The following is a 25,404-nucleotide window of genomic DNA, read 5'->3' as shown; positions in this document are numbered from 1 at the left end:
ATAGTTACGCTTGCTGGCAATCAGCAATAGCGCCAAGAACGACATCGTGCGGCACACCGCCACGAACTTCACTCTTTCCGATGGCAAGCGGGAGTACCAGACGCATCTCGCCTGCTAATACTTTTTTATCACGCATCATGTGCGACAAGTAGGCCTGCGCTGACATTTCTCGCGGCCCCGTCACCGGCAAACCGGCGCGCTCAAGCAGCGTGATAATGCGTTGTGTATCCGCCTTGCTGAACTGACCCAGACGCTCCGAGGTGCGTGCGGCCATTACCATTCCCGCCGCCACGGCCTCGCCATGCAGCCAGTTACCGTAGCCCATTTCGGCTTCGATAGCATGACCGTAGGTGTGCCCCAGATTCAGTAAAGCACGTAAGCCTGTTTCGCGCTCGTCTGCGGCAACCACTTCTGCTTTCAGCTCACAACAACGGCGAATACAGTACGCCATCGCCTGACCATCCAGGCGCAACAGGGCGTCCATATTCTCTTCAAGCCAGCTAAAGAACTCGCCGTCCAGAATAATGCCGTACTTGATCACTTCCGCCAGGCCAGAGGCCAGCTCGCGCTGAGGCAGCGTTTGCAGACAGTCGAGATCCACCACCACCGAAGCGGGCTGGTAGAACGCGCCAATCATGTTTTTGCCAAGCGGATGGTTAACGGCGGTTTTGCCACCAACGGAAGAGTCGACCTGCGACAACAGCGTGGTAGGAATTTGAATAAAACGGACACCGCGCTGATAGCTTGCCGCAGCAAACCCCGTCAGATCGCCAACGACACCGCCGCCTAAAGCCAGCAGTGTAGTGTCGCGACCGTGCGGTTTTTGCAGTAATGCGGTGAAGACGGTATCGAGTACCGTCAGGCTTTTATACTGCTCGCCATCAGGCAGAATCACACTGTCGACCTTCACGCCAGCCTGTTCGAGCAGCTGACGTACGCGGTCGAGATAAAGCGGAGCCAGAGTCTCATTGGTGACCAGCATTGCCTGATCACCCGCTTTCAGTGGTAAGAAGGAAGCTGGGTCGTTAAACAAACCAGCCGCGATAGTGATAGGGTAACTCCGTTCACCGAGAGTGACTGTAATCCTCTCCATAACGCGACATCCACCTTAAATGCTTTTACCCGCAGGCGAGTGTATATAAAGCCAGAATCAGTTGCTTTCCAGCATATGAATAATCTGGTTTGCGACCACTTTTGCGCTCTGGTCGTCTGTGCGAATGGTGACGTCAGCAATCTCTTCGTACAGCGGATTGCGTTCACCAGCCAGTGCTTCCAGAACTTCGCGTGGAGGCGTCTCAACCTGTAGCAACGGGCGTTTTTTATCACGCTGCGTACGCGCCAGTTGTTTTTCGATGGTCGTTTCGAGATAGACCACGACACCGCGGGCGGAGAGACGGTTGCGAGTTTCGCGAGATTTTACAGAGCCGCCGCCGGTAGCCAGCACAATGCCCTGCTTTTCCGTAAGTTCATTGATGACTTTTTCTTCACGGTCACGGAAACCCTCTTCGCCTTCTACGTCGAAGACCCAGCCCACATCAGCTCCGGTTCGTTTCTCAATCTCTTGATCAGAATCGTAAAATTCCATATTGAGTTGTTGAGCTAACTGGCGCCCAATAGTGCTTTTGCCGGCACCCATAGGCCCAACCAGAAAGATATTGCGTTTCTCTGCCATTTTTTCGGTACTACTAAGACTATTCGTTAATGGTAAACCCGCTTCGCCGATACCTGGCGTAACAGGACATGAACTGAAACCTCATATGCGATAGAGCGAGAGTCAGACTAAAAATTATCTCAGTACTCCAGCTTGTTTGGCAACAGAATAAATCACCAGGCTTGCCGCTTAAGTTATTAAGGGGTGAGATTGTGTAAGCTGATTCTCAAATCGGTACTCCTTGTATGCTAATTCATGCCCCACGTCAAACATCTGCAACAAACAGAATGCAAAATCACGCGGGGCATTGCTGCCCATTATGGCGTTGCAACCAGACGTGGGGTGATAAAAACCACTAATTCCCGGCGCTCGTTGTCTTTACCCTGATGGCGGAAAAGTTGCCCCAGGAGAGGAATACGGCTCAAGCCTGGCACATTTTCGCTGCCGCTTTTATGCCTCTGAGAAAAAATTCCCCCTAAGGCCAGCGTTTCACCACTTTTAACTTCAACCTGGGTTTCAATCTCCTGCTTATCGATGGTCAGGGTTTCACTGTCGGCCTGCTGCAACACCTGGCCCGGACTGTTCTCGCTGATACGCAGCTTCAGGCGTACCCGACCGTTGGCCAGCACCACCGGCGTCACCTCCATGCCCAGCACCGCCTCTTTAAACTCCACCGACGTCGCCCCGCTCTCTCCGCTGGAGACCTGATAAGGGATCTCGCTCCCCTGTTTGATGCTGGCGGGCTGCATGTGGGATGCCAACAGCCGCGGGCTGGCGATGATATCCACCTGCTGCTTTTGTTCGAGGGCGGAGAGCTCAATGTCCAGCAGCCGGCCATTAATCCGCCCGATATTAAAGCCCACCTGCGTGGTCGCGGCGTTAACCGCAAGATCGGCGCTGAGTATCGTCAGCTGACCGGGCTTACCCGCCTGCTGAGCCTGGGCCAGACTCCACTTCACCCCTAACTCGCGCAGGCTTTTTTCACTCATGCTGACGATGTGCGCCGCGAGCTCGACCTGCGCTACCGGCAGATCCATCTGCGTCACCCAGTGCTGTAGTGCGTCCAGCGCTGCCCGGGTGTCGCGCACCAGCAGACGATTGGTGCGCTTGTCCACCGCAAGGCTGCCTTTCGGGCTAAGGAGCTTTTCGGCCGCCTGCTGGAGATCGCTCGCATCCGCATACGAGAGAGGGAAGCTGCGCGCCTCCAGCGGCACGCTGAGCTGGCGCTTTGCGCGCTCCGCCTCTTTTCTGGCCTGCTGCTGCTGCTGCCAGGCGGCGCTGTGGATATAAAAGATGCCCTCCTGCTGGCGCATCACCAGCCCGGCGCTGGTCACTACCGTCTGTAGCGCCTGTAGCCAGGGCACCTTCTGCAGACGCAGCGAGACGTTGCCGCTCACGTCCGGGGCGATAATCATGTTGCGGTTCTCCTGCTCCGCCAGAGCCTGCAGAAGCTGGGCGACCGGTACGTCATCCACCACCAGATTGACGGCCGCCGTTTCCGCTGCCAGCGCCTGGCTGGCGATCAGCAGCAGTGCCACGATCCCTGTTTTCATGTTTCGTTCCTTGTCGTTGCCATCGCCACAGCGGCTGTTCACAGGCCTCTGAGGTGTCGATGACCAGCTCCTTTTCATCCAGCGTCATTACCCGCCAGCCCTGAGGCAGCGTCTCGCCGCGGCGCACCCGCAGCCAGCGAGACGTTTCATCCCTGACGATCCCCACCGGTACCGCGCCGGACACCAGCCCGGCATATCGCCACTGGCTCAAAGTGGCATCGGGGCAGCGTGACACCGGGGCCTGAAACGGATCGCGCATGCCGAGAAGCAGCGGCAGTAAAAGCAGCACACCCCGGTTAACCCGCATTCTGGCGCTCCAGGTGCAGGGTAATCCGTAGCTTTTGCTGCTCTGGCTGGATGGTAAAACGCCCGACCGCCACATCGCGCCGGGCGAGGGTGGCAAACAGCGTGGGGATCTGCGCCCACACCGCATCGACCACCAGCTCCCCGCCTGCGCTGACGGGCTGCCAGCGCACCATCCGCATCTCACCGGTATCGAACTCCAGCGGCGAAAAAGGGCGCGTTGCCACGGACGCTGGGACGTCATCGTCGGGGAAGAGCTTACGCACTGCGGTCCATAAGCGGGCGTTGATCGCCGCATCTTGTTCATGCTGAGCCTGCTGCGTCGTGAGCTGTTGATGCTGTATGTGTAGCTGCACACCGGTGACGCCGAACAGCATCAGCCCGGAACTGACGCCCCAGCACAGGCCGCGCCAGCGCGGAGACAGCCTGTACCAGATGTCAGGATGGATCCGCATAAGCCTGCTCCTTGCGGGTCAGCGTCCAGCTAAACTCCCAGCGTCCCTGCGCGTCCTGGCGCATCTCCCCCGGCGTTCCCGGCCCGAATCCGGGCAGCAGGCGTAGTGCCGTCTCCAGCGCCGCAAGCGCCGATAAGGTAGTGGCGTATCCGTGGAGCGAGAGCGTGGACTGCTTAAAGCGAAGCTGCGCCAGCCATGCCTGCTCTGGCAGGGCGTGGGCCAGGGCGATCAGTTCCGCCTGCCAGGCCTCCGTGCTGGCTTTTTGCCGCGCCCAGCGCTGGCGTTGCTGGCGCTGAACAACACGCGCCGCCCACTGCGTTTGCCGCTGCTCCAGCGCCTGTCGCAGCGCCAGATCGCTGGCCTGCCTATGGGCGTAAACATCCGTCTGCAGAGATGAGCTGGCCCGAAGGGCCGTCCAGAGCAGCAGCGTTAAGAGCAGCGAGCCGGTAAACAGCAGGCCCCAGAAGCGCAGGCAGTGGCGTTTTTGTTGCTGACGCCACGGCAGCAGGTTTGCGGTCCTCATACCGGATAGACTCCCGCCGCCAGCGCCAGCGCGACGCTAAAATCCGCGCCATTTTCAGGCAGCGGCGGCTGCCGGTGGGGTACCACGCACCAGGGATCGAAACTGGCCATATCGCAGCAGGCGATCTCCTCAACCCTGAGCGCCAGCAGCACGGCCAGCCGTTCGACGTCGGGGGCTTCCGCCAGCCCGCGCCTGCCCCACTGGTGGCGCATCGCCCAGAGCCACTGGTCCCGATCGCGCCAGGCGATACACTGGGCGGGCGCCTGCACAAAAGGCAGCAGATGCGCCAGCGCTCCGGCATCGGGCGTGATGGTGGTGAGTTGCAGGCGCAGGACCCGGGCCAGCTCCAGAAGCGCGTCGATCTCCTTATTTTGTGCGGCAGTAATCTGAAATGTCTGGCTGAAGGTATCTTCTGCATAGTCAAAACGCAGGGCTTCGGGCGCCATCTCCAGTTCACGGCTCAACGCGGATGCAATCCAGGCCGTCTGCTCGCTGTCGCGCAGGGTCATCGCCGGGCGCGGCAGCGTGCGCTGCAGGGTGCGGGCAGCCGGAAAGGCGAGAAATATTTGATGCTGATGCGGCAGCGTCTGACGCCATTCGCGCAGGGCCGCAGCCAGTTGTTCGGGCTGAAGAATTTGCCCGTCGTGGATAATGCCCTCCGCCAGGGGAAGCTGCCACCAGCGGCGCAGCCCCCACCCCGACTTTTCGCGCACCAGCGCGACGGCCAGAACCTTATCCTGTTGAATATGAACGCCTGTTCGCCATGTTTTAAACGCCATGTTTCACGATCTCCTTATCGTCCCTGGGGATGACGGCTATATCAATGCTACAGGCTTGCCTTTATACTACCGCGCGATTGTTTAGAAACTGCCCAGTTCAAACTAAATGGGAAATCTCCAGTGAAGTTCGTAAAGTATTTATTGATCCTTGCAGTCTGTTGCATTCTGCTTGGAGCAGGCTCGATTTTTGGTTTGTACAAATATATTGAGCCGCAACTGCCTGATGTCGCTACGCTTCGTGACGTACGACTTCAGATCCCGATGCAGGTTTATAGCGCCGATGGCGAGCTGATTGCCCAGTACGGTGAAAAGCGCCGTATCCCGCTGACGCTGAATCAAATTCCGCCAGTCATGGTGAAAGCCTTTATTGCCACAGAAGACAGCCGCTTTTATGAGCACCACGGCGTTGACCCGGTGGGGATTTTCCGTGCTGCAAGCGTAGCGCTGTTCTCCGGCCATGCTTCGCAGGGGGCTAGTACCATCACCCAGCAGCTGGCGCGTAACTTCTTCCTGAGCCCTGAAAAAACGCTGATGCGTAAGGTTAAGGAAGTGTTCCTGGCGATCCGCATTGAGCAGTTGCTGAACAAAGATGAGATCCTTGAGCTTTACCTCAACAAGATCTATCTCGGCTACCGTGCCTATGGCGTGGGCGCGGCGGCGCAGGTCTATTTCGGTAAATCCATCGAGCAGCTCACCCTGAGTGAGATGGCCACCATCGCCGGTCTGCCGAAGGCGCCTTCCACCTTTAACCCGCTCTACTCGCTGGATCGCGCTACGGCGCGTCGCAACGTGGTGCTGTCGCGTATGCTGAGCGAGGGCTATATCAGCCAGACCCAGTACGATCAGGCGCGCAACGATGTGATTGACGCCAACTACCATGCCCCGGAAATTGCCTTCTCCGCGCCGTACCTCAGCGAGATGGTTCGTCAGGAGATGGTTTCCCGCTACGGCGAGCAGGCCTACGAAGATGGTTACCGCGTTTACACCACCATCAGCCGCAACGTCCAGCAGGGCGCGCAGCAGGCGGTGCGTAACAACGTGATTGATTACGATATGCGTCACGGCTACCGCGGTCCTTCAAACGTGCTGTGGAAAGTGGGTGAATCGGCGTGGAACAGCAAAAAAATCACCGATACCCTGAAGCCGCTTCCGGGCTACGGGCCGTTCGTGGCGGCGGTGGTGACCCAGGCCAATCCGCAGGAAGCCACGGCGATGCTCGCGGACGGCACGTCCGTGTCGCTGCGGATGGAAGGGGTACGCTGGGCGCGTCCGTATCGCTCTGATACGCAGCAGGGCGTGACGCCACGTAAAGTGACCGATGCGGTACAGGTGGGTCAGCAAATCTGGGTTCGCCAGGTGAATGACGCCTGGTGGCTGGGGCAGATCCCGGACGTTAACTCGGCGCTGGTCTCCATCGATCCGCATAACGGCGCGGTGCTGGCGCTGGTTGGCGGCTTCGACTTTAACCAGAGCAAATTTAACCGTGCCACTCAGGCGCTGCGTCAGGTCGGTTCCAATATCAAACCCTTCCTCTACACCGCGGCAATGGATAAGGGTCTGACCCTCGCCAGTATCCTCAATGACGTGCCGATCTCCCGCTGGGATGCCGGGGCCGGTTCCGACTGGCGTCCGAAAAACTCACCCGCAGAGTACGCCGGTCCGATTCGCCTGCGTCAGGGGCTGGGACAGTCGAAAAACGTGGTGATGGTGCGCGCCATGCGTGCCATGGGCGTCGATTATGCGGCGGAATATCTGCAGCGCTTCGGCTTCCCGGCGCAAAATATCGTGCATACCGAGTCGCTGGCGCTGGGCTCCGCCTCCTTTACCCCGCTGCAGGTTGCGCGCGGCTATGCGGTGATGGCCAACGGCGGCTTCCTGGTCGATCCGTTCTTCATCAGCAAAATCGAGAACGATCAGGGCGGTGTCCTGTTTGACGCCAGACCGAAAATCGCCTGCGCAGAGTGTGATATTCCGGTGATCTACGGTGACACGCCTAAGTCAGAGGCGCTGAACAACCAGGACATGGAAGATGTCGCGATTTCTCAGGAGCAGCAGAATGCGGCGGTGCCGATGCCGCAGCTCCAGCAGGCGAACCAGGCGCTGGTTGCCCAGACCGGTGCTCAGGAGTATGCCCCGCACGTGATTAACACCCCGCTGGCGTTCCTGATCAAAAGCGCGCTGAACAGCAACATCTTTGGTGAACCAGGCTGGCAGGGCACGGGCTGGCGTGCGGGTCGTGATTTGCAGCGCAAGGACATCGGCGGTAAAACCGGGACCACCAACAGCTCGAAAGATGCCTGGTTCTCGGGTTACGGTCCGGGTGCGGTAACGTCGGTGTGGATCGGCTTTGACGATCACCGTCGTGATTTAGGCCGTACCACGGCGTCCGGGGCGATTAAAGATCAGATTTCCGGTTACGAAGGCGGAGCCAAAAGCGCCCAGCCGGCGTGGGATGCCTTTATGAAAGTCGTTCTTGATGGTGTACCGGAACAGCCGCTCACGCCACCGCCGGGTATCGTTACGGTCAATATCGATCGCAGCAGCGGTCAGTTAGCTAACGGCGGTAACAGTCGCGAAGAGTATTTCATCGAAGGCACGCAACCAACGCATCAGGTGGTGCATGAGGTGGGTACAACGTTGATTGATAACGGCGAAACGCAAGAGCTCTTCTGATACATCTTCCCCCTTTCCCTGTGGAGAGGGGGATTTTACGCTACAGCCTTCCCTGCCCTTTCAGCCATTCACGCACCAGGAACAGCGCGCTTACGTTCCGGGCTTCGTTAAAATCAGGCTCTTCCAGCAGATCCATCAGATGCGCCAGCGGCCAGCGCACCTGCGGCAGCGGTTCCGGTTCATCCCCTTCCAGCGACTCAGGATAGAGATCTTCCGCCAGCACAATATTCATTTTGCTGGAGAAATAAGAGGGTGCCATGCTGAGTTTTTTCAGGAAAGTGAGCTCTTTCGCACCAAAACCGACCTCTTCTTTCAGCTCACGGTTTGCGGCTTCATAAACCGACTCGCCGGGATCGATAAGCCCCTTTGAAAAGCCCAGTTCGTAGGATTCCGTTCCCACCGCGTATTCGCGGATTAAAATCAGGTGCTCGTCGACAATAGGCACAATCATGACAGCTTCGCGCGTGGAAGGACGCATACGCTCGTAGACGCGGCGCACGCCGTTACTAAACTCCAGGTCCACGCTCTCAACGTTAAACAGGCGCGATTTGGCGACGGTTTCAACATTCAGGATGGTGGGCTTTTGTAAGGGTTTGCTCATTTTGACGGGTCTTTGCTGGGTGAACTGGCGTCATTGTGCGATATGCCGCACGGTTTCGGCAATGTCAATCGCGCTTTATTTACATTATTGCAACTTTATGAGATTCATTCCTCATTTCAAGTCAAAAGTCAATAGGTTGAAATTGTTCCAGGAATTTGCTGATATTCCGCCACGGTTGCCTTTGCTATCATCAGCGATCACTGGGATGCGCTTCAAATTGCTCAAGTTCAACGCCTTACATGCCGATAGCCAACCACAGACACGCATTCACTGTTAAGGTGCTACTGACTACACCTGTAAGAAAAAGTAAGATGGGGAAAGCATGAGCACCATTTTGATTGTCATCGCTGCTATGCTGGCCTGCGCATTCATTGCAGGGTGGTTGTACAGACGTCGGGCGCAGCATCGATATCGCCTGCCTTATCTCAATGCCTTTACCGGGGCGAGCACACGCAAACTCACCGCAGAAGAGCGCAGCGCGATTGAGCAATATCTCGAGTCGTTTAACCGTATCCAGCAGACGCCTGCAACAGGTGCCAGCGCCGCACCGGTATCGTTAAGCCTGAATGCCCAGAGCAATACCGTGCACAGCCTGACGCGCTCCATTACCCGCTACGGTATTACCACCGACGATCCCAATAAATGGCGCTACTACCTCGACTCCGTCGAAGTGCATCTGCCGCCGTTCTGGGAACAGTACATCAACGATGAAAACAGCGTTGAGCTGATCCACACCGACTCTATCCCGCTGGTGATTGCCCTGAACGGCCACTCCATCGCCGAATATGTTCAGGAAGCCCCGCACCTGGCGCTGGAACACGTCAGCTCAACCCAGGCCTCGATTCGTGGCGAAGAGACCGAGCAGATTGAGCTGCTGAACATTCGCCAGGAGACGCACGAAGAGTACGCTCTCAGCCGCCCGGACGGCATTCGTGAAGCGCTGCTGATTGTCGCCGCCTTCCTGCTGTTTTTCTTCTGCCTGATGAGCCCGGACGTCTTTGCCCCCTGGCTTGCCGGTGGCGGCGTGCTGCTGCTGGCGGCGGGATTATGGGGACTCTTCGCCCCACCGGCGAAAAACGCGCTGCGTGAGATCCACTGTCTGCGCGGGACGCCAAAGCGCTGGGGTCTGTTTGGCGAGAACGATCAGGATCACGTCAATAATATCTCGATGGGCATTATTGACCTGATCTACCCGCGCCACTGGCAGCCGTGGCTGGCCCAGGATTTAGGGCAAAAGACCGACGTTGATATCTATCTGGACCGCCACGTGGTGCGCCAGGGGCGCTATTTATCCCTGCATGACGAGGTGAAGAACTTCCCGCTGCAGCACTGGCTGCGCAGCACGGTAATTGCGGTTGGCGCAGGGCTCGTACTGGCGATGCTTGTTCTCCTCGTGCCGCTGGATATGCCGATCAAATTTACCCTCTCATGGATCAAGGGCGCCCAGACCATCGAGGCCACCAGCGTCGATCAGCTTGAAAACGCCGGGGTGCGCATCGGTGATACTCTGCATCTGCAGGGCACCGGGATGTGTAATATCCACGCGGCGGGCAACTGGAACGCGCGCCAGAGCTCGCCTTTTGCACCTTTTGACTGCTCGCAGCTGATCTGGAATGACGCGGCCCCGCTGCCGCTGCCTGAATCGGATACCGTTAACAAAGCCACGGCGCTGACTCAGGCCCTGAGCCGCCAGCTCCATCCTAAACCGGAAGATGAGACGCGCGTCAGCCCGGCATTACGCTCCGCCATTCAGAAATCGGGCATGATCCTGCTGGATGATTTTGGCGATATCGTCCTGAAAACCCAGGATCTGTGCGCAGAGGCGGACGAATGCGTCAGGCTGAAGAACGCGCTGGTGAATCTCGGTAACAGCAAGGACTGGGAAGCGCTGGTCAAGCGCGCTACCGCTGGCCGTCTTGATGGCGTTAACGTCCTGCTGCGTCCGGTGAGCGCCGAGTCGCTGGAAAACCTGGTCGCCACCTCTACCGCGCCGTTCGTGATGCGCGAAACCTCCCGTGCCGCACAGGCCCTTAACAGCCCGGCGCCCGGCGGCTTTGTGATTGTCAGCGATGAGGGCAGCGATCTGGTCGATCAGCCTTATCCGCCGGTAGCGCTGTACGACTACCCGGCCCAGGAGCAGTGGGGTGAGTTTCAGCGGCTGGCGCAGATGCTGATGCGCACGCCGTTCAGCGCGGAAGGGATTGTGACCAACATCTTTACCGATGCCAACGGCACCCGCCATATCGAACTGCACCGCATACCGGATAGCGCCGCTTTATGGCGCTACATCGCCACCTCGCTGCTGATGCTGGCGATGGTGCTGTGCATTATCTGGAACGGCGTGATGGCCCTGCGCCGCTACCAGCGCTCGCGCACCCGCCTGGCCGAGATCCAGCAGTACTACGAAAATTGCCTCAATCCGAAGCTGATCCCCACCCCTGAGAGCCTGATCGGATAACTTCTGTGCGCGACAAGATATGCTACCCTGTCGCGCACGTTTCTTCTGGCTGGAGTATTCCCCATGCATCTTGATATCGCCTGGCAGGACGTTGATACCGTCCTGCTGGATATGGACGGCACGCTGCTCGATCTCGCGTTTGATAACTACTTCTGGCAAAAACTGGTGCCGGAGACCTACGGCGAGCAGCAAGGGATCACCCCGCTGGAGGCGCAGGAATTCATACGCCAGCAATATACCGCCGTACAACATACGCTAAACTGGTACTGCCTGGACTACTGGAGCGAACGCCTCGGACTGGATATTTGCGCGATGACTACCGCTCAGGGCGCGCGCGCCGTACTGCGTGAAGATACTGTTCCCTTTCTGGACGCGCTCAAAGCCAGCGGTAAGCGGCGCATTCTGTTGACCAACGCGCACCCACATAATCTGGCGGTGAAGCTGGAACATACCGGACTGGGTTCACACCTTGATTTATTACTTTCCACCCACACATTTGGTTATCCGAAAGAGGATCAGCGACTGTGGCAGGCGGTGGCAGAAGAGACCGGCCTGCAGCCAGAGAGAACGTTGTTCATTGATGACAGCGAACCCATTCTGGATGCGGCGGCAAAATTTGGCATTCGTTATTGCCTTGGCGTGACCAATCCTGATTCTGGCCTGGCTGAAAAAAGCTATCTTCGCCATCCGGGGATGAACGACTATCGCCGGATGATCCCCTCACTCACCGTGAAGGAGAAGCCATGAAAGAGAAACCCTCCGAAGGGGTAAGACTGGATAAATGGCTGTGGGCTGCCCGCTTTTACAAAACGCGCGCCCTCGCCCGCGAAATGATTGAAGGCGGCAAGGTGCATTACAACGGGCAGCGCAGCAAACCGAGCAAGCTCGTGGAGCTGAACGCCACCCTGACGCTGCGTCAGGGCAATGACGAACGAACGGTGATCGTAAAAAACGTCACCGAACAGCGTCGCCCGGCAGCGGAAGCCAGCACCCTGTACGAAGAGACGGCAGAAAGCGTTGAAAAACGCGAGAAGATGGCCCATGCGCGCAAGCTCAATGCCCTGACCATGCCGCATCCCGACAGGCGACCGGACAAGAAAGAGCGTCGCGATCTGATTAAATTTAAAAATGGCGAGAATGAGTGATTCTTGCTGAACGAGAGATGACTATGGCCCAACACGACCAATTACACCGCTATCTGTTTGAACAATTTGCCGTTCGCGGCGAGCTGGTTACGGTATCCGAAACCTGGAAACAGATCCTGGAAAACCACAACTATCCGCTGCCGGTTAAGACCGTGCTGGGTGAGCTGCTGGTCGCCACCAGCCTGCTGACTGCGACCCTGAAATTTGCCGGTGACATCACCGTGCAGCTGCAGGGTGATGGCCCGATGAGCCTGGCGGTGATCAACGGCAACAACCAGCAGCAGATGCGCGGCGTGGCGCGCGTTCAGGGCGACGTCCCGGAAAATGCCGATCTGAAAACGCTGGTCGGCAACGGCTATCTGGTGATCACCATCTCCCCGGAAGAGGGCGAGCGCTATCAGGGCGTTGTGGGTCTGGAGGGCGATACCCTGGCGGCCTGCCTGGAAGATTACTTCATGCGTTCCGAACAGCTGCCGACGCGCCTGTTTATCCGTACCGGCGAAGTCGATGGCCAGCCGGCGGCAGGCGGGATGCTGCTGCAGGTTCTGCCTGCACAGGACGCTCAGACCAATGATTTTGAGCACCTGGCGACCCTGACCGAAACCATCAAAGCCGAAGAGCTGCTCACCCTGCCGGCGAACGACGTGCTGTGGCGTCTGTACCACGAAGAAGAGGTGACCCTGTACGATCCGCAGGACGTTGAGTTCAAGTGCACCTGTTCCCGTGAACGCTGTGCGGGTGCCCTGAAAACGCTGCCGGATGAAGAGATCGACAGCATCCTGGCGGAAGATGGCGAGATCGACATGCACTGCGATTACTGTGGCTCTCACTACGTCTTCAATGCAATGGACATTGCCGAGATCCGCAACAACGCCTCTCCGGCCGATCCTCAGCTGCACTAAGCCCTGTCGTTAACTGCCCTCCTGTGGGGGCAGTTGACCTTCTTCCCTTTCCCGCTACTCTTTAATTTCATTCACTATTCCTCCTCCCCCTGCTGAATCGTTACCAGTCATGTAAGGCTTTCGTAATTTTCTTTCATGTATGCGCTTACATTCACATTCTCGTAGTTAAATTTACCGCCCATTAACCTTTTAAGAACATTTTCCCCAACCGAAAAGTGATTCCTGCCATAATCTGCTCCGCGAGTGACAGGAGTCACAGCGTTTTCCGTCATTAAGGGTTTTTGTCCAGATACGCAAATCTATGAGCCCGGTCGCGGTTAACATTCGAAGAAAAACCCTACAATTTCAGGCAGTATAAATTGGCTAAGGAGCAGTGATATGCGTGTTAATGGTTTAACCCCGCAAGATCTCATGGCTTATGGTATCAACGATGCTCAGGATATCGTCTACAACCCCGATTACGATACGCTGTATCAGGAAGAGCTCAATCCAGCGCTGGAAGGCTACGAGCGCGGGATCCTGACGACGACCGGCGCCATTGCTGTCGATACCGGTATCTTTACCGGTCGTTCGCCGAAGGATAAATACATTGTCCGTGACGACACCACCCGCGACACCCTGTGGTGGGCCGATCATGGCAAAGGGAAGAACGACAACAAAGCGATCTCCCCTGAAACCTGGCAGCACCTGAAGACCCTCGTCACCCAACAACTTTCCGGCAAGCGTCTGTTCATTATCGACGCTTACTGCGGCGCCAACGCCGACACCCGTCTTTCCGTTCGCTTTATCACCGAGGTGGCCTGGCAGGCGCATTTCGTGAAGAACATGTTCATTCGCCCCACCGATGAAGAGCTGCAGAGCTTCGAGCCTGACTTTGTGGTGATGAACGGTGCGAAGTGCACCAACCCGAACTGGAAAGAGCAGGGACTGAACTCCGAAAACTTTGTCGCCTTTAACCTGACGGAACGTATCCAGCTGATCGGCGGCACATGGTACGGCGGCGAAATGAAGAAAGGGATGTTCTCGGTGATGAACTACCTGCTGCCGTTGCAGGGCATTGCCTCCATGCACTGCTCGGCGAACGTCGGCGAGAAAGGCGATGTGGCGGTCTTCTTTGGCCTCTCCGGCACCGGTAAAACCACCCTCTCCACCGACCCGAAACGCCGCCTGATTGGCGACGACGAGCACGGCTGGGACGATGACGGGGTGTTTAACTTTGAAGGCGGCTGCTACGCCAAGACCATTCGTCTGTCGGCAGAAGCGGAGCCGGATATCTTCCAGGCGATCCGCCGCGATGCGCTGCTGGAGAACGTGACGGTACGCGCCGACGGCTCGGTGGATTTTGACGATGCGTCAAAAACCGAAAACACCCGCGTCAGCTACCCGATCTACCACATCGACAACATCGTTAAGCCGGTCTCAAAAGCGGGCCACGCGACCAAGGTGATCTTCCTCACCGCCGACGCGTTTGGCGTGCTGCCGCCGGTTTCACGCCTGACCGCCAGCCAGACACAGTACCACTTCCTCTCCGGTTTTACCGCCAAGCTGGCCGGTACCGAGCGGGGTGTCACTGAGCCAACGCCAACCTTCTCCGCCTGCTTCGGCGCAGCCTTCCTGTCGCTGCACCCGACGCAGTACGCCGAAGTGCTGGTGAAACGCATGCAGGCCTCAGGCGCCCAGGCGTACCTGGTCAACACCGGCTGGAACGGCACCGGCAAGCGTATCTCTATCAAAGATACCCGCGCCATTATCGACGCCATTCTGAACGGTTCGCTGGATGATGCGGAAACCTTCACCCTGCCGATGTTCGATCTGGCGATCCCGACCGAACTGCCAGGCGTGGACAGCCATATCCTCGACCCGCGTAACACCTACGCGTCGCCGGAGCAGTGGCAGGAAAAAGCCACTCAGCTTGCGAAGCTGTTTGTGGAAAACTTTGAGAAGTACACCGATACGCCAGCGGGTGCGGCGTTGGTTGTTGCAGGACCAAGGTAAACGCAAAAAGGCAACCTCGGTTGCCTTTTTTGATGTTTGCACCCTCTCCCTGTGGGAGAGGGCCGGGGTGAGGGCATCAGGCCGCACCCCATTTTTTAGCTCTCTTTCACCTGCCTGCGCGGAAACGGAACCGGCAGCCACGCGCGGATACTCAACCCGCCCCGCTCGCTGGTGCCAATCTCCAGCAGACCGTTATGGTTATCCACGATACGCTGCACAATCGCCAGGCCTAAACCGGTGCCGCTGGTGCTGCGGGCGCTGTCGCCACGCACAAACGGCTGGAACAGATGTTTGCGCTGTTCCGGTTTGATCCCCGGTCCGTCATCTTCCACCTGGAACCAGGCGCGATTAAGCTCGGAGCCGCTGCTGACCTTGATCCAGCCGTTACCGTAGCGGGCGGCGTTCACCACCATATTCGCCACGGCGCGCTTGATGGAGAGCGGGTGCATGCGCACGGTGATATCGCCCGGCTGCAGATCGGTTTCGATTTCACGCTCGTAGCCGCTCTCGGCCGCCACCACTTCGCCCAGCACCGCGTTAAGTTCCGCGATCTCCATCGGCATCTCCTGACCGGTGCGCAGGTAGTCGATGAACTGCTCGATAATGGCGTTGCACTCTTCGATGTCCTTGTTGATGGACTCCGCCAGGTAGCCGTCCTTCTCGCCCATCATCTCCGTCGCCAGACGAATACGCGTCAGCGGGGTGCGCAAGTCGTGGCTGACCCCGGCCATCAGCAGGGTACGGTCATCCGCCAGCTGCTTCACCCCGGCCGCCATATGGTTGAAGGCGCGGGTCACCGAACGCACTTCCGACGCGCCATACTCGCGCAGCGGAGGCGGAATAATCCCTTTACCGACCTGAAGCGCCGCGTGCTCCAGGTCGACCAGCGGTCGGTTCTGAATACGGATAAACAGCCACGCGCCGCCTATCGCCAGCAGCATGATCGCCAGGGTGTAACGGAACAGCGGCGAGAAGTCGCCCTGATGGATTTCGGTCAGCGGCACGCGCACCCAGATATTGGGTGACAGCCAGGTTTTCAGCCAGACGACCGGCGAGCTTTTGTTGACCTCAACGCGCACTTCCGTTGGGCCGCCCAGCTGCTGCGCCATCTGCTGGCTGAGGAATTCATAATGCTGGGCCCAGCGCAGGCCTGCGTCTTCCGCCGCTTCGTTAGAATAGAGCGATATCCCCAGCTCACGGTAGATTTCACGGCGAAACGCCGGAGGAACCACCAGCTGCGTGCCATCTTCCAGCTGCAGTTTATCGGTCATCAGCATACGGACTTCGTAGGCCAGGACCTTATTAAACTGCTGCAGGCTCGGCAGGATCGCAAAGTTCAGCACGACCAGATAGGTCGTCACCAGGCTGACAAACAGCAGGGTGACGATCAGTAACAGGGTGCGGGCAAACGAGCTACGCGGCGAGAAACGCATTCGCCTCATGCTTTAGAGCCGTCCGGGACAAACACGTAGCCCAGACCCCAGACGGTCTGGATATAGCGCGGGTGCGCCGGATCCTCTTCCACCATGCGGCGCAGGCGGGAGATCTGTACGTCGATGGAACGCTCCATCGCGGAATATTCACGGCCACGCGCCAGGTTCATCAGCTTATCGCGGGAGAGCGGCTCACGCGGATGGCTGACCAGGGCTTTCAGTACCGCGAACTCACCGCTGGTCAGCGGCATTGGCTCATCTTCACGGAACATCTCGCGGGTGCCGAGGTTCAGCTTGAACTTGCCGAAGGCAATCACCGCCTCTTCCTGGGACGGCGCGCCCGGCAGTTCGTTCGCCTGACGGCGCAGCACGGCACGGATACGGGCCAGCAGCTCGCGCGGGTTAAACGGTTTTGGAATGTAGTCGTCGGCGCCAATTTCCAGGCCCACGATACGGTCAACCTCTTCCCCTTTCGCCGTCACCATAATGATCGGCATCGGGTTGCTTTGGCTACGTAGACGACGGCAGATGGAGAGACCATCCTCGCCCGGCAGCATCAGATCCAGCACCATCAGGTGGAAGGATTCACGCGTCAGCAGGCGGTCCATCTGTTCGGCGTTGGCGACGCTACGAACCTGGAAGCCCTGCTCGGTCAGATAACGCTCAAGGAGCGCACGCAGGCGCATGTCGTCATCCACCACCAGAATCTTATAATTCTCTTGCATTGTCAGTACTCCCAAAGGTTCGGATAATCTTGAACAGCGTATTCTAAAAAAGTGCGCGTCCACGACCAGCTAATTCTGGTATAAATTCTAGTCGAAATTGTTACAAAGCATATTTAACAGCAGCTTATCTGTACATTCCGTCACATAACTCATTATTAATCCTGTCTGATAAGATAAGTGATACGTAATGTGCGCACGGTAAGCAACCCTGTTGTAAGGCCAGAGAATGAAAACGCCCCTGATCACCCGCGAAGGGTATGAAAATCTGAAGAAAGAGCTGGACACCCTGTGGCGTGAAGAGCGCCCGGAGGTGACAAAAAAAGTGACCTGGGCAGCGAGCCTCGGCGACCGCAGTGAGAATGCCGACTACCAGTACAACAAGAAGCGGCTGCGCGAGATAGACCGCCGGGTGCGTTATCTGACCAAATGCCTCGAGAACCTGAAAATCGTCGATTATTCCCCGCAGCAGGAGGGCAAGGTCTTCTTCGGCGCGTGGGTCGAGATCGAAAACGACGACGGCGATCTCAAGCGCTTTCGTATTGTCGGCTACGATGAAATTTTTGGTCGTAAGGATTACATCTCCATCGATTCACCGATGGCCCGGGCGCTGCTGAAAAAAGAGGTGGGCGATCTGGCTGTCGTCCATACCCCGGCGGGTGAAGCCAGCTGGTACGTCAATGAAATCGAGTACGTAAAATAGTCCGAGAGCGCCCTCCACGACTGGCATTTTGCAGTGCCAGTCCGTATAACTATCCCCTGATTTTTCGACCCACAAGATGAAATAGCCATGATGAAAGATTCGCTCTGCCGCATTATTGCGGGTGAACTTCAGGCAAGGGCTGAACAGGTAGAAGCTGCCGTTCGCCTGCTTGATGAAGGGAACACCGTGCCGTTTATTGCACGTTATCGTAAGGAAGTGACTGGCGGTCTGGATGATACGCAGCTGCGTAACCTGGAGACCCGCCTCGGCTATCTCCGTGAACTGGAAGACAGGCGCCAGGCGATTCTGAAATCCATCGGCGAACAGGGCAAGCTGACCAGCGAACTGGAAGCAGCCATCAACGGCACCCTGAATAAAACCGAACTCGAAGATCTCTATCTGCCGTATAAACAAAAACGCCGCACCCGTGGACAGATCGCCATTGAAGCAGGCCTGGAGCCGCTGGCCGATCTGCTGTGGACGACGCCGTCCCACGACCCGGAAACCGAAGCCGCGAAGTTTATCGATGCCGATAAAGGCGTGGCCGACACCAAAGCCGCCCTCGATGGCGCCCGCTACATCCTGATGGAGCGCTTTGCCGAAGACGCTGCCCTGCTGGCAAAAGTGCGTGATTATCTGTGGAAGAACGCCCATATCGTCTCCACCGTGGTCAGCGGCAAAGAGGAAGAAGGGGCGAAATTCCGCGACTACTTCGATCACCATGAACCGATCTCAACCGTGCCGTCCCACCGCGCGCTGGCGATGTTCCGCGGTCGCAACGAGGGCATTCTACAGCTCTCCCTGAACGCCGACCCGCAGTTTGACGAGCCGCCAAAAGAGAGCCACGGCGAGCAGATCATCATTGACCATCTCGGCCTGCGCCTGAACAACGCTCCGGCGGACAGCTGGCGCAAAGGCGTGGTGAGCTGGACCTGGCGTATCAAGGTGCTGATGCACCTCGAAACCGAACTGATGGGCACCGTGCGCGAACGCGCCGAAGACGAGGCGATCAATGTCTTTGCCCGTAACCTGCACGATCTGCTGATGGCTGCCCCGGCGGGCCTGCGCGCCACCATGGGCCTCGATCCGGGCCTGCGTACCGGCGTGAAGGTGGCCGTGGTGGATGGCACCGGCAAGCTGGTGGCTACCGATACCATCTATCCTCATACCGGTCAGGCAGCGAAAGCCGCGGTTGCCGTGGCGGCGCTTTGCGAGAAGCACAACGTTGAGCTGGTGGCGATCGGCAACGGCACCGCCTCCCGCGAAACCGAACGTTTCTTCCTCGATTTGCAAAAGCAGTTCCCGAAAGTGACGGCGCAAAAAGTGATTGTCAGCGAAGCGGGTGCGTCGGTGTACTCGGCGTCCGAGCTGGCAGCGCAGGAGTTCCCGGATCTGGACGTATCCCTGCGCGGTGCGGTCTCTATCGCCCGCCGTCTGCAGGATCCGCTGGCGGAGCTGGTGAAGATCGACCCGAAATCCATCGGCGTGGGCCAGTACCAGCACGACGTCAGCCAGACGCAGCTGGCGCGTAAGCTGGATGCGGTGGTGGAAGACTGCGTAAACGCCGTTGGCGTTGACCTGAATACCGCCTCCGTCGCCCTGCTGACCCGCGTGGCGGGTTTAACCCGGATGATGGCGCAGAACATTGTTGCCTGGCGCGATGAGAACGGGCAGTTCCAGAACCGCCAGCAGCTGCTGAAGGTGAGCCGCCTCGGACCTAAAGCGTTCGAGCAGTGTGCGGGCTTCCTGCGTATCAACCACGGCGACAACCCGCTGGACGCCTCCACCGTTCACCCGGAAGCCTATCCGGTGGTGGAACGCATTCTGGCGGCCACCCAGCAGGCGCTGAACGCGCTGATGGGTAACAGCAGCGAACTGCGTAACCTGAAAGCGGTCGACTTCACCGATGAGAAATTTGGTGTGCCGACGGTGTCCGACATCATCAAAGAGCTGGAGAAACCGGGTCGCGACCCGCGTCCGGAGTTCAAAACCGCGCAGTTTGCGGAAGGCGTCGAGACAATGAACGACCTGCTGCCGGGTATGGTGCTGGAAGGCGCCGTCACCAACGTCACCAACTTCGGTGCGTTTGTGGATATCGGCGTTCACCAGGATGGCCTGGTACACATCTCCTCTCTGGCCGACAAGTTCGTGCAGGATCCGCATACCGTGGTGAAAGCCGGCGACATCGTGAAGGTGAAAGTGCTGGAAGTGGATCTGCAGCGCAAGCGTATCGCCCTGACCATGCGTCTGGACGAGCAGCCTGGCGAGACCAACGCCCGTCGCGGCGGCGGAAACAGCGAGGCGCGCCAGCAGCGTCCGGCGGCGAAACCGCGCGGTCGTGAAGCACAGCCATCCGGTAACAGCGCGATGATGGATGCGCTGGCAGCGGCAATGGGTAAGAAGCGTTAATATTGGCAGTGCCCGGTGGCGCTTCGCTTACCGGGCCTGTAAAACCGTAGGCCGGGCAAGCGCTGTGCCGCCCGGCAAACAGAGCGCAGGAATTAAATAAATATGGAACCGATTGCATATCCATATTTAAACCGATAATTATCACTCTATTAACAATAAGTCTTTTTTTCTCTCACCAGCAGTTTTCGCAAATATTGAGCAAGGTCAATCCGGCTGCAAATTAATAGCGCCATGCACATTCCGTCACATATTTAGCATTGATGATAGAAACTATTCTCATTACCATTGTGCCTGTAGATTATTTAACCTCTCGTTAAGTAGGCACTATGCAATTCACTCCAGACAGCGCGTGGAAAATTACCGGTTTCACCCGCGAAATCAGCCCGGCCTATCGCCAGAAACTGCTCTCTTTAGGGATGCTTCCCGGCTCCTCGTTTAACGTTGTTCGCGTTGCCCCGCTGGGCGATCCGATCCATATCGAAACCCGACGTGTGAATCTGGTTCTGCGTAAGAAAGATCTCGCATTAATAGAAGTTGAAGCTCTGTCTCAATAAAACGCCAGCTTTCGTAGCGAGTCTAAAAGAATGAAAAAATTAACCATTGGCTTAATTGGCAATCCCAATTCCGGCAAGACCACCTTATTTAATCAGCTTACCGGCGCACGTCAGCGCGTCGGTAACTGGGCGGGCGTCACGGTCGAGCGTAAAGAGGGTTTGTTCACCACTACCGACAACCAGGTTACGCTCGTCGATCTGCCCGGCACCTACTCGTTAACCACTATTTCCTCCCAGACCTCGCTGGATGAGCAGATCGCCTGCCACTATATTCTGAGCGGCGACGCCGACCTGCTGATCAACGTGGTGGATGCCTCGAACCTCGAGCGCAATCTCTACCTGACGCTGCAGCTTCTCGAGCTGGGCATCCCCTGCGTGGTGGCGTTGAATATGCTCGATATTGCCGAGAAGCAGCAGATCCGCATCGACGTCGACGCCCTCTCTGCTCGCCTGGGTTGCCCGGTGGTGCCGCTGGTTTCTACACGCGCCCGCGGTATCGACGCCCTGAAGCTCGCCATTGACCGACACAGCCGTAACGCCGACGTGGAGCTGGTGCACTACCCCCAGCCGCTGCTGCGTGAAGCCGGGATCCTCGCTCAGGAAATGGCGCACAGCATGCCGTTAAAACAGCGCAACTGGCTCGGCCTGCAGATGCTGGAAGGCGATATCTACAGCCGCGCCTACGCCGGTGATGCCGCGCAACAGCTTGATGCGTCCCTGGCGCGCCTGAACGACGAACTGGACGATCCTGCCCTGCACATCGCCGATGCCCGCTATCAAAGCATCAATGCCATTTGCGACGTGGTCAGCAACGCCCTTACCGCCGAGCCAAGCCGCTTTACCCGGGCGATGGACAGGGTGATCCTCAACCGTTTCCTCGGCCTGCCGGTGTTTCTGCTGGTGATGTACGTGATGTTCCTGCTGGCCATCAACATTGGCGGCGCGCTGCAGCCGCTGTTTGACGTCGGCTCCGTGGCGATCTTCATTCACGGCATTCAGTGGCTGGGCTATACGCTGCACCTGCCGGAATGGCTGACCATTTTCCTCGCCCAGGGGCTGGGCGGCGGGATCAACACCGTCCTGCCGCTGGTGCCGCAGATCGGCATGATGTATCTGTTCCTCTCCTTTCTGGAGGACTCCGGTTACATGGCCCGCGCGGCCTTCGTGATGGATCGCCTGATGCAGGCTCTCGGCCTGCCGGGTAAATCCTTCGTGCCGCTGATCGTGGGCTTCGGCTGCAACGTGCCGTCGGTGATGGGCGCCCGCACGCTGGATGCGCCGCGCGAACGCCTGATGACCATCATGATGGCGCCGTTTATGTCCTGCGGCGCGCGGCTGGCGATTTTTGCGGTCTTTGCCGCCGCCTTCTTCGGTCAGGAGGGGGCGCTGGCGGTCTTCTCGCTCTACGTGCTGGGCATCGTCATGGCTATCCTCACCGGCCTGATGCTCAAACACACCATCATGCGCGGTGAAGCCACGCCGTTCGTGATGGAGCTGCCGGTCTACCACGTTCCGCACCTGAAAAGCCTGCTGATCCAGACCTGGCAGCGCCTGAAAGGCTTTGTCCTGCGGGCGGGTAAAGTGATTGTGGTGGTGAGTATTTTCCTGAGCGCGCTGAACAGCTTTACCCTCAGCGGCCAGGCGGCGGATAACATTAACGACTCCGCGCTGGCCTCCGTCAGCCGCGTCATCACTCCTCTGTTCAAGCCGATTGGCGTGCACGAAGACAACTGGCAGGCCACCGTCGGGCTGTTCACCGGCGCGATGGCGAAAGAGGTGGTGGTTGGTACCCTGAACACCCTCTATACCGCTGAAAATATTCAGGAAGCGGAGTTTAGCCCGGCCGATTTCCACCTCGGCGACGAACTGTTCAGCGCCGTGGATGAAACCTGGCAGAGCCTGAAAGAGACCTTCAGCCTGAGCGTGCTGGCGAACCCGATTGAAGCCAGCAAGGGCGACGGCGAGATGGCGACCGGCGCCATGGGCGTGATGAGCGAGAAATTCGGCAGCGCTTCGGCGGCCTACAGCTACCTGATCTTCGTTCTGCTCTACATTCCATGCATCTCGGTGATGGGCGCCATCGCCCGCGAATCAAGCCGCGGCTGGATGGGTTTCTCCGTGCTGTGGGGGCTGAATATCGCCTACTCGCTGGCAACGGTCTACTACCAGACGGTCAATTTCAACCAGCATCCGCAGTACAGCCTGGCGTGTATCCTGGCGGTGGTGCTGTTTAACGTGCTGGTGATCGGACTGTTGCGCCGGGCCCGTAGCCGCGTGGACGTCAATCTGCTGGTGAAAGGCAGGACCGCGGCGGCCTGCTGCGAAAGTCCGGCCAGCGACTGTCATTAGGAGGCGGCATGGCATCGTTAATTGAAGTGCGTGATTTGCTGGCGTTGCAGGGACGAATGGAGGCCACCCAGCTCAGCCAGATCCTGCATACTCCGCAGGCGATGATAGAGGCCATGCTGCAACGACTTGAGGCGATGGGCAAAGCGAAGCGCATTCAGGAGGATGCCGACGGCTGCTTAACCGGCAGCTGTAAAAGCTGCCCTGAAGGAAAAGCCTGCCTCAGGGAGTGGTGGGCGCTGCGTTAATCGTAATAAAGCCGGGCAGGGCTGCCCGGCTTCATCTGTTTATTTGTAGACTTCTGCGGTCGCGCGGATGTCTTTCTGATCTTTGTTGGCGCTGGTGACGACATAGTACTTACCGCCCAGCTCATCTGCTTTCTGTGAAAGCTCTTTTCTGGCATCCATTGGCGCAGTGGTGTCAGACGTAGAGACAGTACCAACCTTCGTCAAATTCATCTCTTTCACTTTATCTTTCTGGATCTCTTCTGCCGCCATCACGCCAAAAGAGAGTGATCCAATAACCAGAGAAGCAACAATACCTGTGACAAGTTTCATAGTTATGACTCCCAAAGAAGGATTGTAATTTTGATTATCGAAAGCGGGACAACCGCAACGATATAGTGAGTATTGTTGCGGTACGTCACTTTTTCCAGGTGGAAAAGAAAATAATCAGTTTAAACGCTGACTTAGGGCCATCAATGCCGCGCAAAATTCAGCGGGGTGAGAGATAAAGGGCGCATGCGCCGCTTTGGCCAGGATCAGGGCTTCGCTCTGCGGCCACTGCGCATCCAGCATCGGCACGATTTTGCGCGGTACCAGCCCGTCAAGATAACCATAAATACGCAGATGCGGCAGCGACAATGCCGCCAGCGGCTCCCGCAGATCGGCCGTTTTCAGGATCTCCAGCCCGCCGTTGAGTACGTTCACCTCAGGCATCGGCAGGGCGAGGACCGTGCTTTTCAGCAGACGCGCATCCTGCCGCGCGCTTTCGGTCCCCATGGTTTGCAGCGCAAGAAACCGCTCCACCGTGCGCTGAAAATCGTCGCTCAGCTGCTGCTGAAAACCGGCTAATACCTCAGGCTTAATGCCTGGCCACCCGTCGCGGGCGCTAAAACAGGGGGATGACGCTACCGTCACCAGCGCCTGGACGCGTTCCGGGTGGTCAAGGGCGATCTGGCTCGCCACCAGCCCGCCGAGGCTCCAGCCCAACCAGATCGCCTTATCCGGCGCCTGGGCCAATACCTGCTCCGCCATCTCCTCAAGCGACATCGCCCCAAAATCGCGGCTGCGGCCAAAGCCCGGCAGGTCCACCAGGTGCAGCGTAAATTGCGAGGCCAGTTCCTCACTGACGCAACGCCAGACTTCAGCATTCAGTCCCCATCCGTGCAGCAGCACAAGATGACAATTTCCTGTCCCAACGGTCTGCCACCAAAGCGTGTTCATCGATTACTGTTCTCTTTTTTCACAAGGAGGTTGTCTATGCTAACAGTGCCCGGCTTGTGCTGGCTATGCCGGATGCCGCTTGCGCTCGGCCACTGGGGAGTCTGTTCCCTGTGCGAAAGGGGGATTGCGGCGCGGGCGTGCTGCTGCCCCCAGTGCGGCTTACCGGCCTTCCACCCTCACCTGCCCTGCGGACGCTGCCTGCGCAAGCCGCCGCCGTGGCAGGCCCTGGTGGCGGTGTGCGGCTATACGCCGCCGGTGAGCCCGCTGGTGCATCAGCTCAAATTTTCCCGCCGCACCCAGCTGGCACAGCCGCTGGCGCGACTGTTACTGCTGGCGCTGTTGCTTGCCAGACGCAGCCGGGGTTTGCCGCGTGTCGATATGATGGTCTGCGTGCCGCTCTGGTCCCGGCGCCACTGGCGGCGCGGGTTTAACCAGAGCGACCTGCTCTGTCGTCCGCTGGCCCGCTGGCTGAACTGCCGCTATGCTCCCGATGCCATCCGCCGTATTCGCGCCACTCCGGCGCAGCATCAGCTCAGCGCGAGATTACGTAAACGCAACCTGCAGCACGCTTTTGCGCTTGAATTACCGGTGGCGGGACGCCATATCGCTCTGGTGGATGATGTCGTGACAACAGGCGCTACCGTCGCGGAACTCTCCCGCCTGCTTTTGCGAAGCGGCGCGGCGTCGGTTCAGGTATGGTGTCTGTGTCGAACCTTGTAGCGCCCTCTGGTTGGGCGTATTATACCCAGGTAAT

At 58.2% G+C, this 25,404-nt stretch carries 24 protein-coding genes; 12 read left to right on the top strand and 12 right to left on the bottom strand.

The genetic code is table 11. The annotated features are described in order from the left end of the window. Positions 1–4 precede the first annotated feature (4 nt). The 7 genes from aroB to pilM all read right to left on the bottom strand — a co-directional run bounded on the left by aroB (position 5) and on the right by pilM (position 5,264). Entirely contained in the window at positions 5–1,093 is a 1,089-nt protein-coding gene (gene aroB / locus FFB58_RS19595) for a 3-dehydroquinate synthase (RefSeq protein ID WP_138370772.1), read from the bottom strand. 57 nt (positions 1,094–1,150) lie between these two features. Continuing rightward, positions 1,151–1,672 carry a shikimate kinase AroK gene (gene aroK / locus FFB58_RS19590; protein ID WP_010436374.1) on the bottom strand — a complete coding sequence of 174 codons (522 nt, stop codon included), beginning with the start codon at positions 1,670–1,672 and terminating at the stop codon, positions 1,151–1,153. Positions 1,673–1,968: 296 nt separating this feature from the next. Further along, positions 1,969–3,204, bottom strand: a complete 1,236-nt coding sequence (gene hofQ, locus FFB58_RS19585) for a DNA uptake porin HofQ (RefSeq protein ID WP_138370771.1) — start codon at positions 3,202–3,204, stop codon at positions 1,969–1,971. After that, a complete protein-coding gene (locus FFB58_RS19580; protein ID WP_138370770.1) occupies positions 3,119–3,511 on the bottom strand; it encodes a HofP DNA utilization family protein in 393 nt (130 codons plus the stop codon). Before FFB58_RS19580 ends, hofQ begins: the two co-directional genes overlap by 86 nt. Beyond that, positions 3,501–3,962: a HofO gene (locus tag FFB58_RS19575; protein ID WP_138370769.1), complete on the bottom strand. Its 462-nt coding sequence runs from the start codon at positions 3,960–3,962 to the stop codon at positions 3,501–3,503. Before FFB58_RS19575 ends, FFB58_RS19580 begins: the two co-directional genes overlap by 11 nt. Beyond that, entirely contained in the window at positions 3,946–4,485 is a 540-nt protein-coding gene (locus FFB58_RS19570) for a PilN domain-containing protein (protein ID WP_138370768.1), read from the bottom strand. The genes FFB58_RS19575 and FFB58_RS19570 overlap by 17 nt, the downstream gene beginning before the upstream one ends. Further along, complete coding sequence (gene pilM, locus FFB58_RS19565; RefSeq protein ID WP_138370767.1) at positions 4,482–5,264, bottom strand: pilus assembly protein PilM; 783 nt, start codon at positions 5,262–5,264, stop codon at positions 4,482–4,484. The genes FFB58_RS19570 and pilM overlap by 4 nt, the downstream gene beginning before the upstream one ends. 120 nt (positions 5,265–5,384) lie before the next feature. Between pilM and mrcA the strand changes: the two genes are divergently transcribed. After that, positions 5,385–7,937 (top strand): peptidoglycan glycosyltransferase/peptidoglycan DD-transpeptidase MrcA, encoded by a 2,553-nt coding sequence (mrcA, locus tag FFB58_RS19560; RefSeq protein WP_039031518.1) that lies wholly within the window; start codon positions 5,385–5,387, stop codon positions 7,935–7,937. Positions 7,938–7,977: 40 nt separating this feature from the next. Here mrcA and nudE read toward each other — a convergent pair whose 3' ends face one another. Continuing rightward, positions 7,978–8,538 (bottom strand): ADP compounds hydrolase NudE, encoded by a 561-nt coding sequence (nudE, locus tag FFB58_RS19555; RefSeq protein WP_039031517.1) that lies wholly within the window; start codon positions 8,536–8,538, stop codon positions 7,978–7,980. A gap of 322 nt (positions 8,539–8,860) precedes the next feature. On the opposite strand from nudE, the gene FFB58_RS19550 reads away from it, so the two are divergent. The 5 genes from FFB58_RS19550 (at position 8,861) to pckA (ending at position 15,038) form a co-directional block, all read left to right on the top strand. Further along, positions 8,861–10,996 (top strand): intracellular growth attenuator family protein, encoded by a 2,136-nt coding sequence (locus FFB58_RS19550; protein WP_138370766.1) that lies wholly within the window; start codon positions 8,861–8,863, stop codon positions 10,994–10,996. A 63-nt stretch (positions 10,997–11,059) separates the two neighbouring features. Beyond that, a complete protein-coding gene (yrfG, locus tag FFB58_RS19545) occupies positions 11,060–11,743 on the top strand; it encodes a GMP/IMP nucleotidase (protein WP_039031515.1) in 684 nt (227 codons plus the stop codon). Next, complete coding sequence (gene hslR / locus FFB58_RS19540; protein ID WP_138370765.1) at positions 11,740–12,141, top strand: ribosome-associated heat shock protein Hsp15; 402 nt, start codon at positions 11,740–11,742, stop codon at positions 12,139–12,141. The genes yrfG and hslR overlap by 4 nt, the downstream gene beginning before the upstream one ends. A gap of 23 nt (positions 12,142–12,164) precedes the next feature. Continuing rightward, positions 12,165–13,043, top strand: coding sequence for an Hsp33 family molecular chaperone HslO (gene hslO / locus FFB58_RS19535; protein WP_039031513.1), 879 nt, complete (start codon positions 12,165–12,167; stop codon positions 13,041–13,043). Between the two features lie 378 nt (positions 13,044–13,421). Beyond that, positions 13,422–15,038, top strand: a complete 1,617-nt coding sequence (gene pckA, locus FFB58_RS19530) for a phosphoenolpyruvate carboxykinase (ATP) (protein ID WP_138370764.1) — start codon at positions 13,422–13,424, stop codon at positions 15,036–15,038. A gap of 95 nt (positions 15,039–15,133) precedes the next feature. On the opposite strand, the gene envZ is transcribed toward pckA, so the two are convergent. After that, a complete protein-coding gene (gene envZ / locus FFB58_RS19525; RefSeq protein WP_138370763.1) occupies positions 15,134–16,480 on the bottom strand; it encodes a two-component system sensor histidine kinase EnvZ in 1,347 nt (448 codons plus the stop codon). After that, positions 16,477–17,196, bottom strand: coding sequence for a two-component system response regulator OmpR (ompR, locus tag FFB58_RS19520; protein ID WP_001157751.1), 720 nt, complete (start codon positions 17,194–17,196; stop codon positions 16,477–16,479). The genes envZ and ompR overlap by 4 nt, the downstream gene beginning before the upstream one ends. A 226-nt stretch (positions 17,197–17,422) precedes the next feature. On the opposite strand from ompR, the gene greB reads away from it, so the two are divergent. The 5 genes from greB (at position 17,423) to feoC (ending at position 23,453) form a co-directional block, all read left to right on the top strand. Further along, positions 17,423–17,896, top strand: a complete 474-nt coding sequence (greB, locus tag FFB58_RS19515; protein WP_039031510.1) for a transcription elongation factor GreB — start codon at positions 17,423–17,425, stop codon at positions 17,894–17,896. A gap of 87 nt (positions 17,897–17,983) precedes the next feature. After that, positions 17,984–20,305: a Tex family protein gene (locus FFB58_RS19510; protein WP_138370762.1), complete on the top strand. Its 2,322-nt coding sequence runs from the start codon at positions 17,984–17,986 to the stop codon at positions 20,303–20,305. Positions 20,306–20,631: 326 nt separating this feature from the next. Then, positions 20,632–20,859: a ferrous iron transporter A gene (feoA, locus tag FFB58_RS19505; protein ID WP_039031508.1), complete on the top strand. Its 228-nt coding sequence runs from the start codon at positions 20,632–20,634 to the stop codon at positions 20,857–20,859. A gap of 30 nt (positions 20,860–20,889) precedes the next feature. Then, on the top strand, positions 20,890–23,208 hold the full coding sequence (gene feoB, locus FFB58_RS19500) for a Fe(2+) transporter permease subunit FeoB (protein ID WP_138370761.1): 2,319 nt from the start codon (positions 20,890–20,892) through the stop codon (positions 23,206–23,208). Positions 23,209–23,216: 8 nt separating this feature from the next. Next, complete coding sequence (gene feoC / locus FFB58_RS19495) at positions 23,217–23,453, top strand: [Fe-S]-dependent transcriptional repressor FeoC (RefSeq protein WP_138370760.1); 237 nt, start codon at positions 23,217–23,219, stop codon at positions 23,451–23,453. A gap of 39 nt (positions 23,454–23,492) precedes the next feature. Here the strand turns inward: feoC and FFB58_RS19490 are convergent, their stop codons facing one another. Both FFB58_RS19490 and bioH read right to left on the bottom strand, forming a co-directional pair. Beyond that, on the bottom strand, positions 23,493–23,762 hold the full coding sequence (locus FFB58_RS19490; RefSeq protein ID WP_039031505.1) for a YdgH/BhsA/McbA-like domain containing protein: 270 nt from the start codon (positions 23,760–23,762) through the stop codon (positions 23,493–23,495). A gap of 114 nt (positions 23,763–23,876) precedes the next feature. Then, positions 23,877–24,650 (bottom strand): pimeloyl-ACP methyl ester esterase BioH, encoded by a 774-nt coding sequence (gene bioH / locus FFB58_RS19485; RefSeq protein WP_138370759.1) that lies wholly within the window; start codon positions 24,648–24,650, stop codon positions 23,877–23,879. Between the two features lie 36 nt (positions 24,651–24,686). Here bioH and gntX point away from each other — a divergent pair, with 36 nt between their 5' ends. Next, positions 24,687–25,370 carry a DNA utilization protein GntX gene (gntX, locus tag FFB58_RS19480; protein WP_138370758.1) on the top strand — a complete coding sequence of 228 codons (684 nt, stop codon included), beginning with the start codon at positions 24,687–24,689 and terminating at the stop codon, positions 25,368–25,370. Positions 25,371–25,404 lie beyond the last annotated feature (34 nt).

It is taken from the genome of Enterobacter sp. MF024, from assembly GCF_005843915.1.
GTDB lineage: Bacteria > Pseudomonadota > Gammaproteobacteria > Enterobacterales > Enterobacteriaceae > Enterobacter > Enterobacter barmai.
This window is presented reverse-complemented; position numbering and strand designations above follow the sequence as displayed.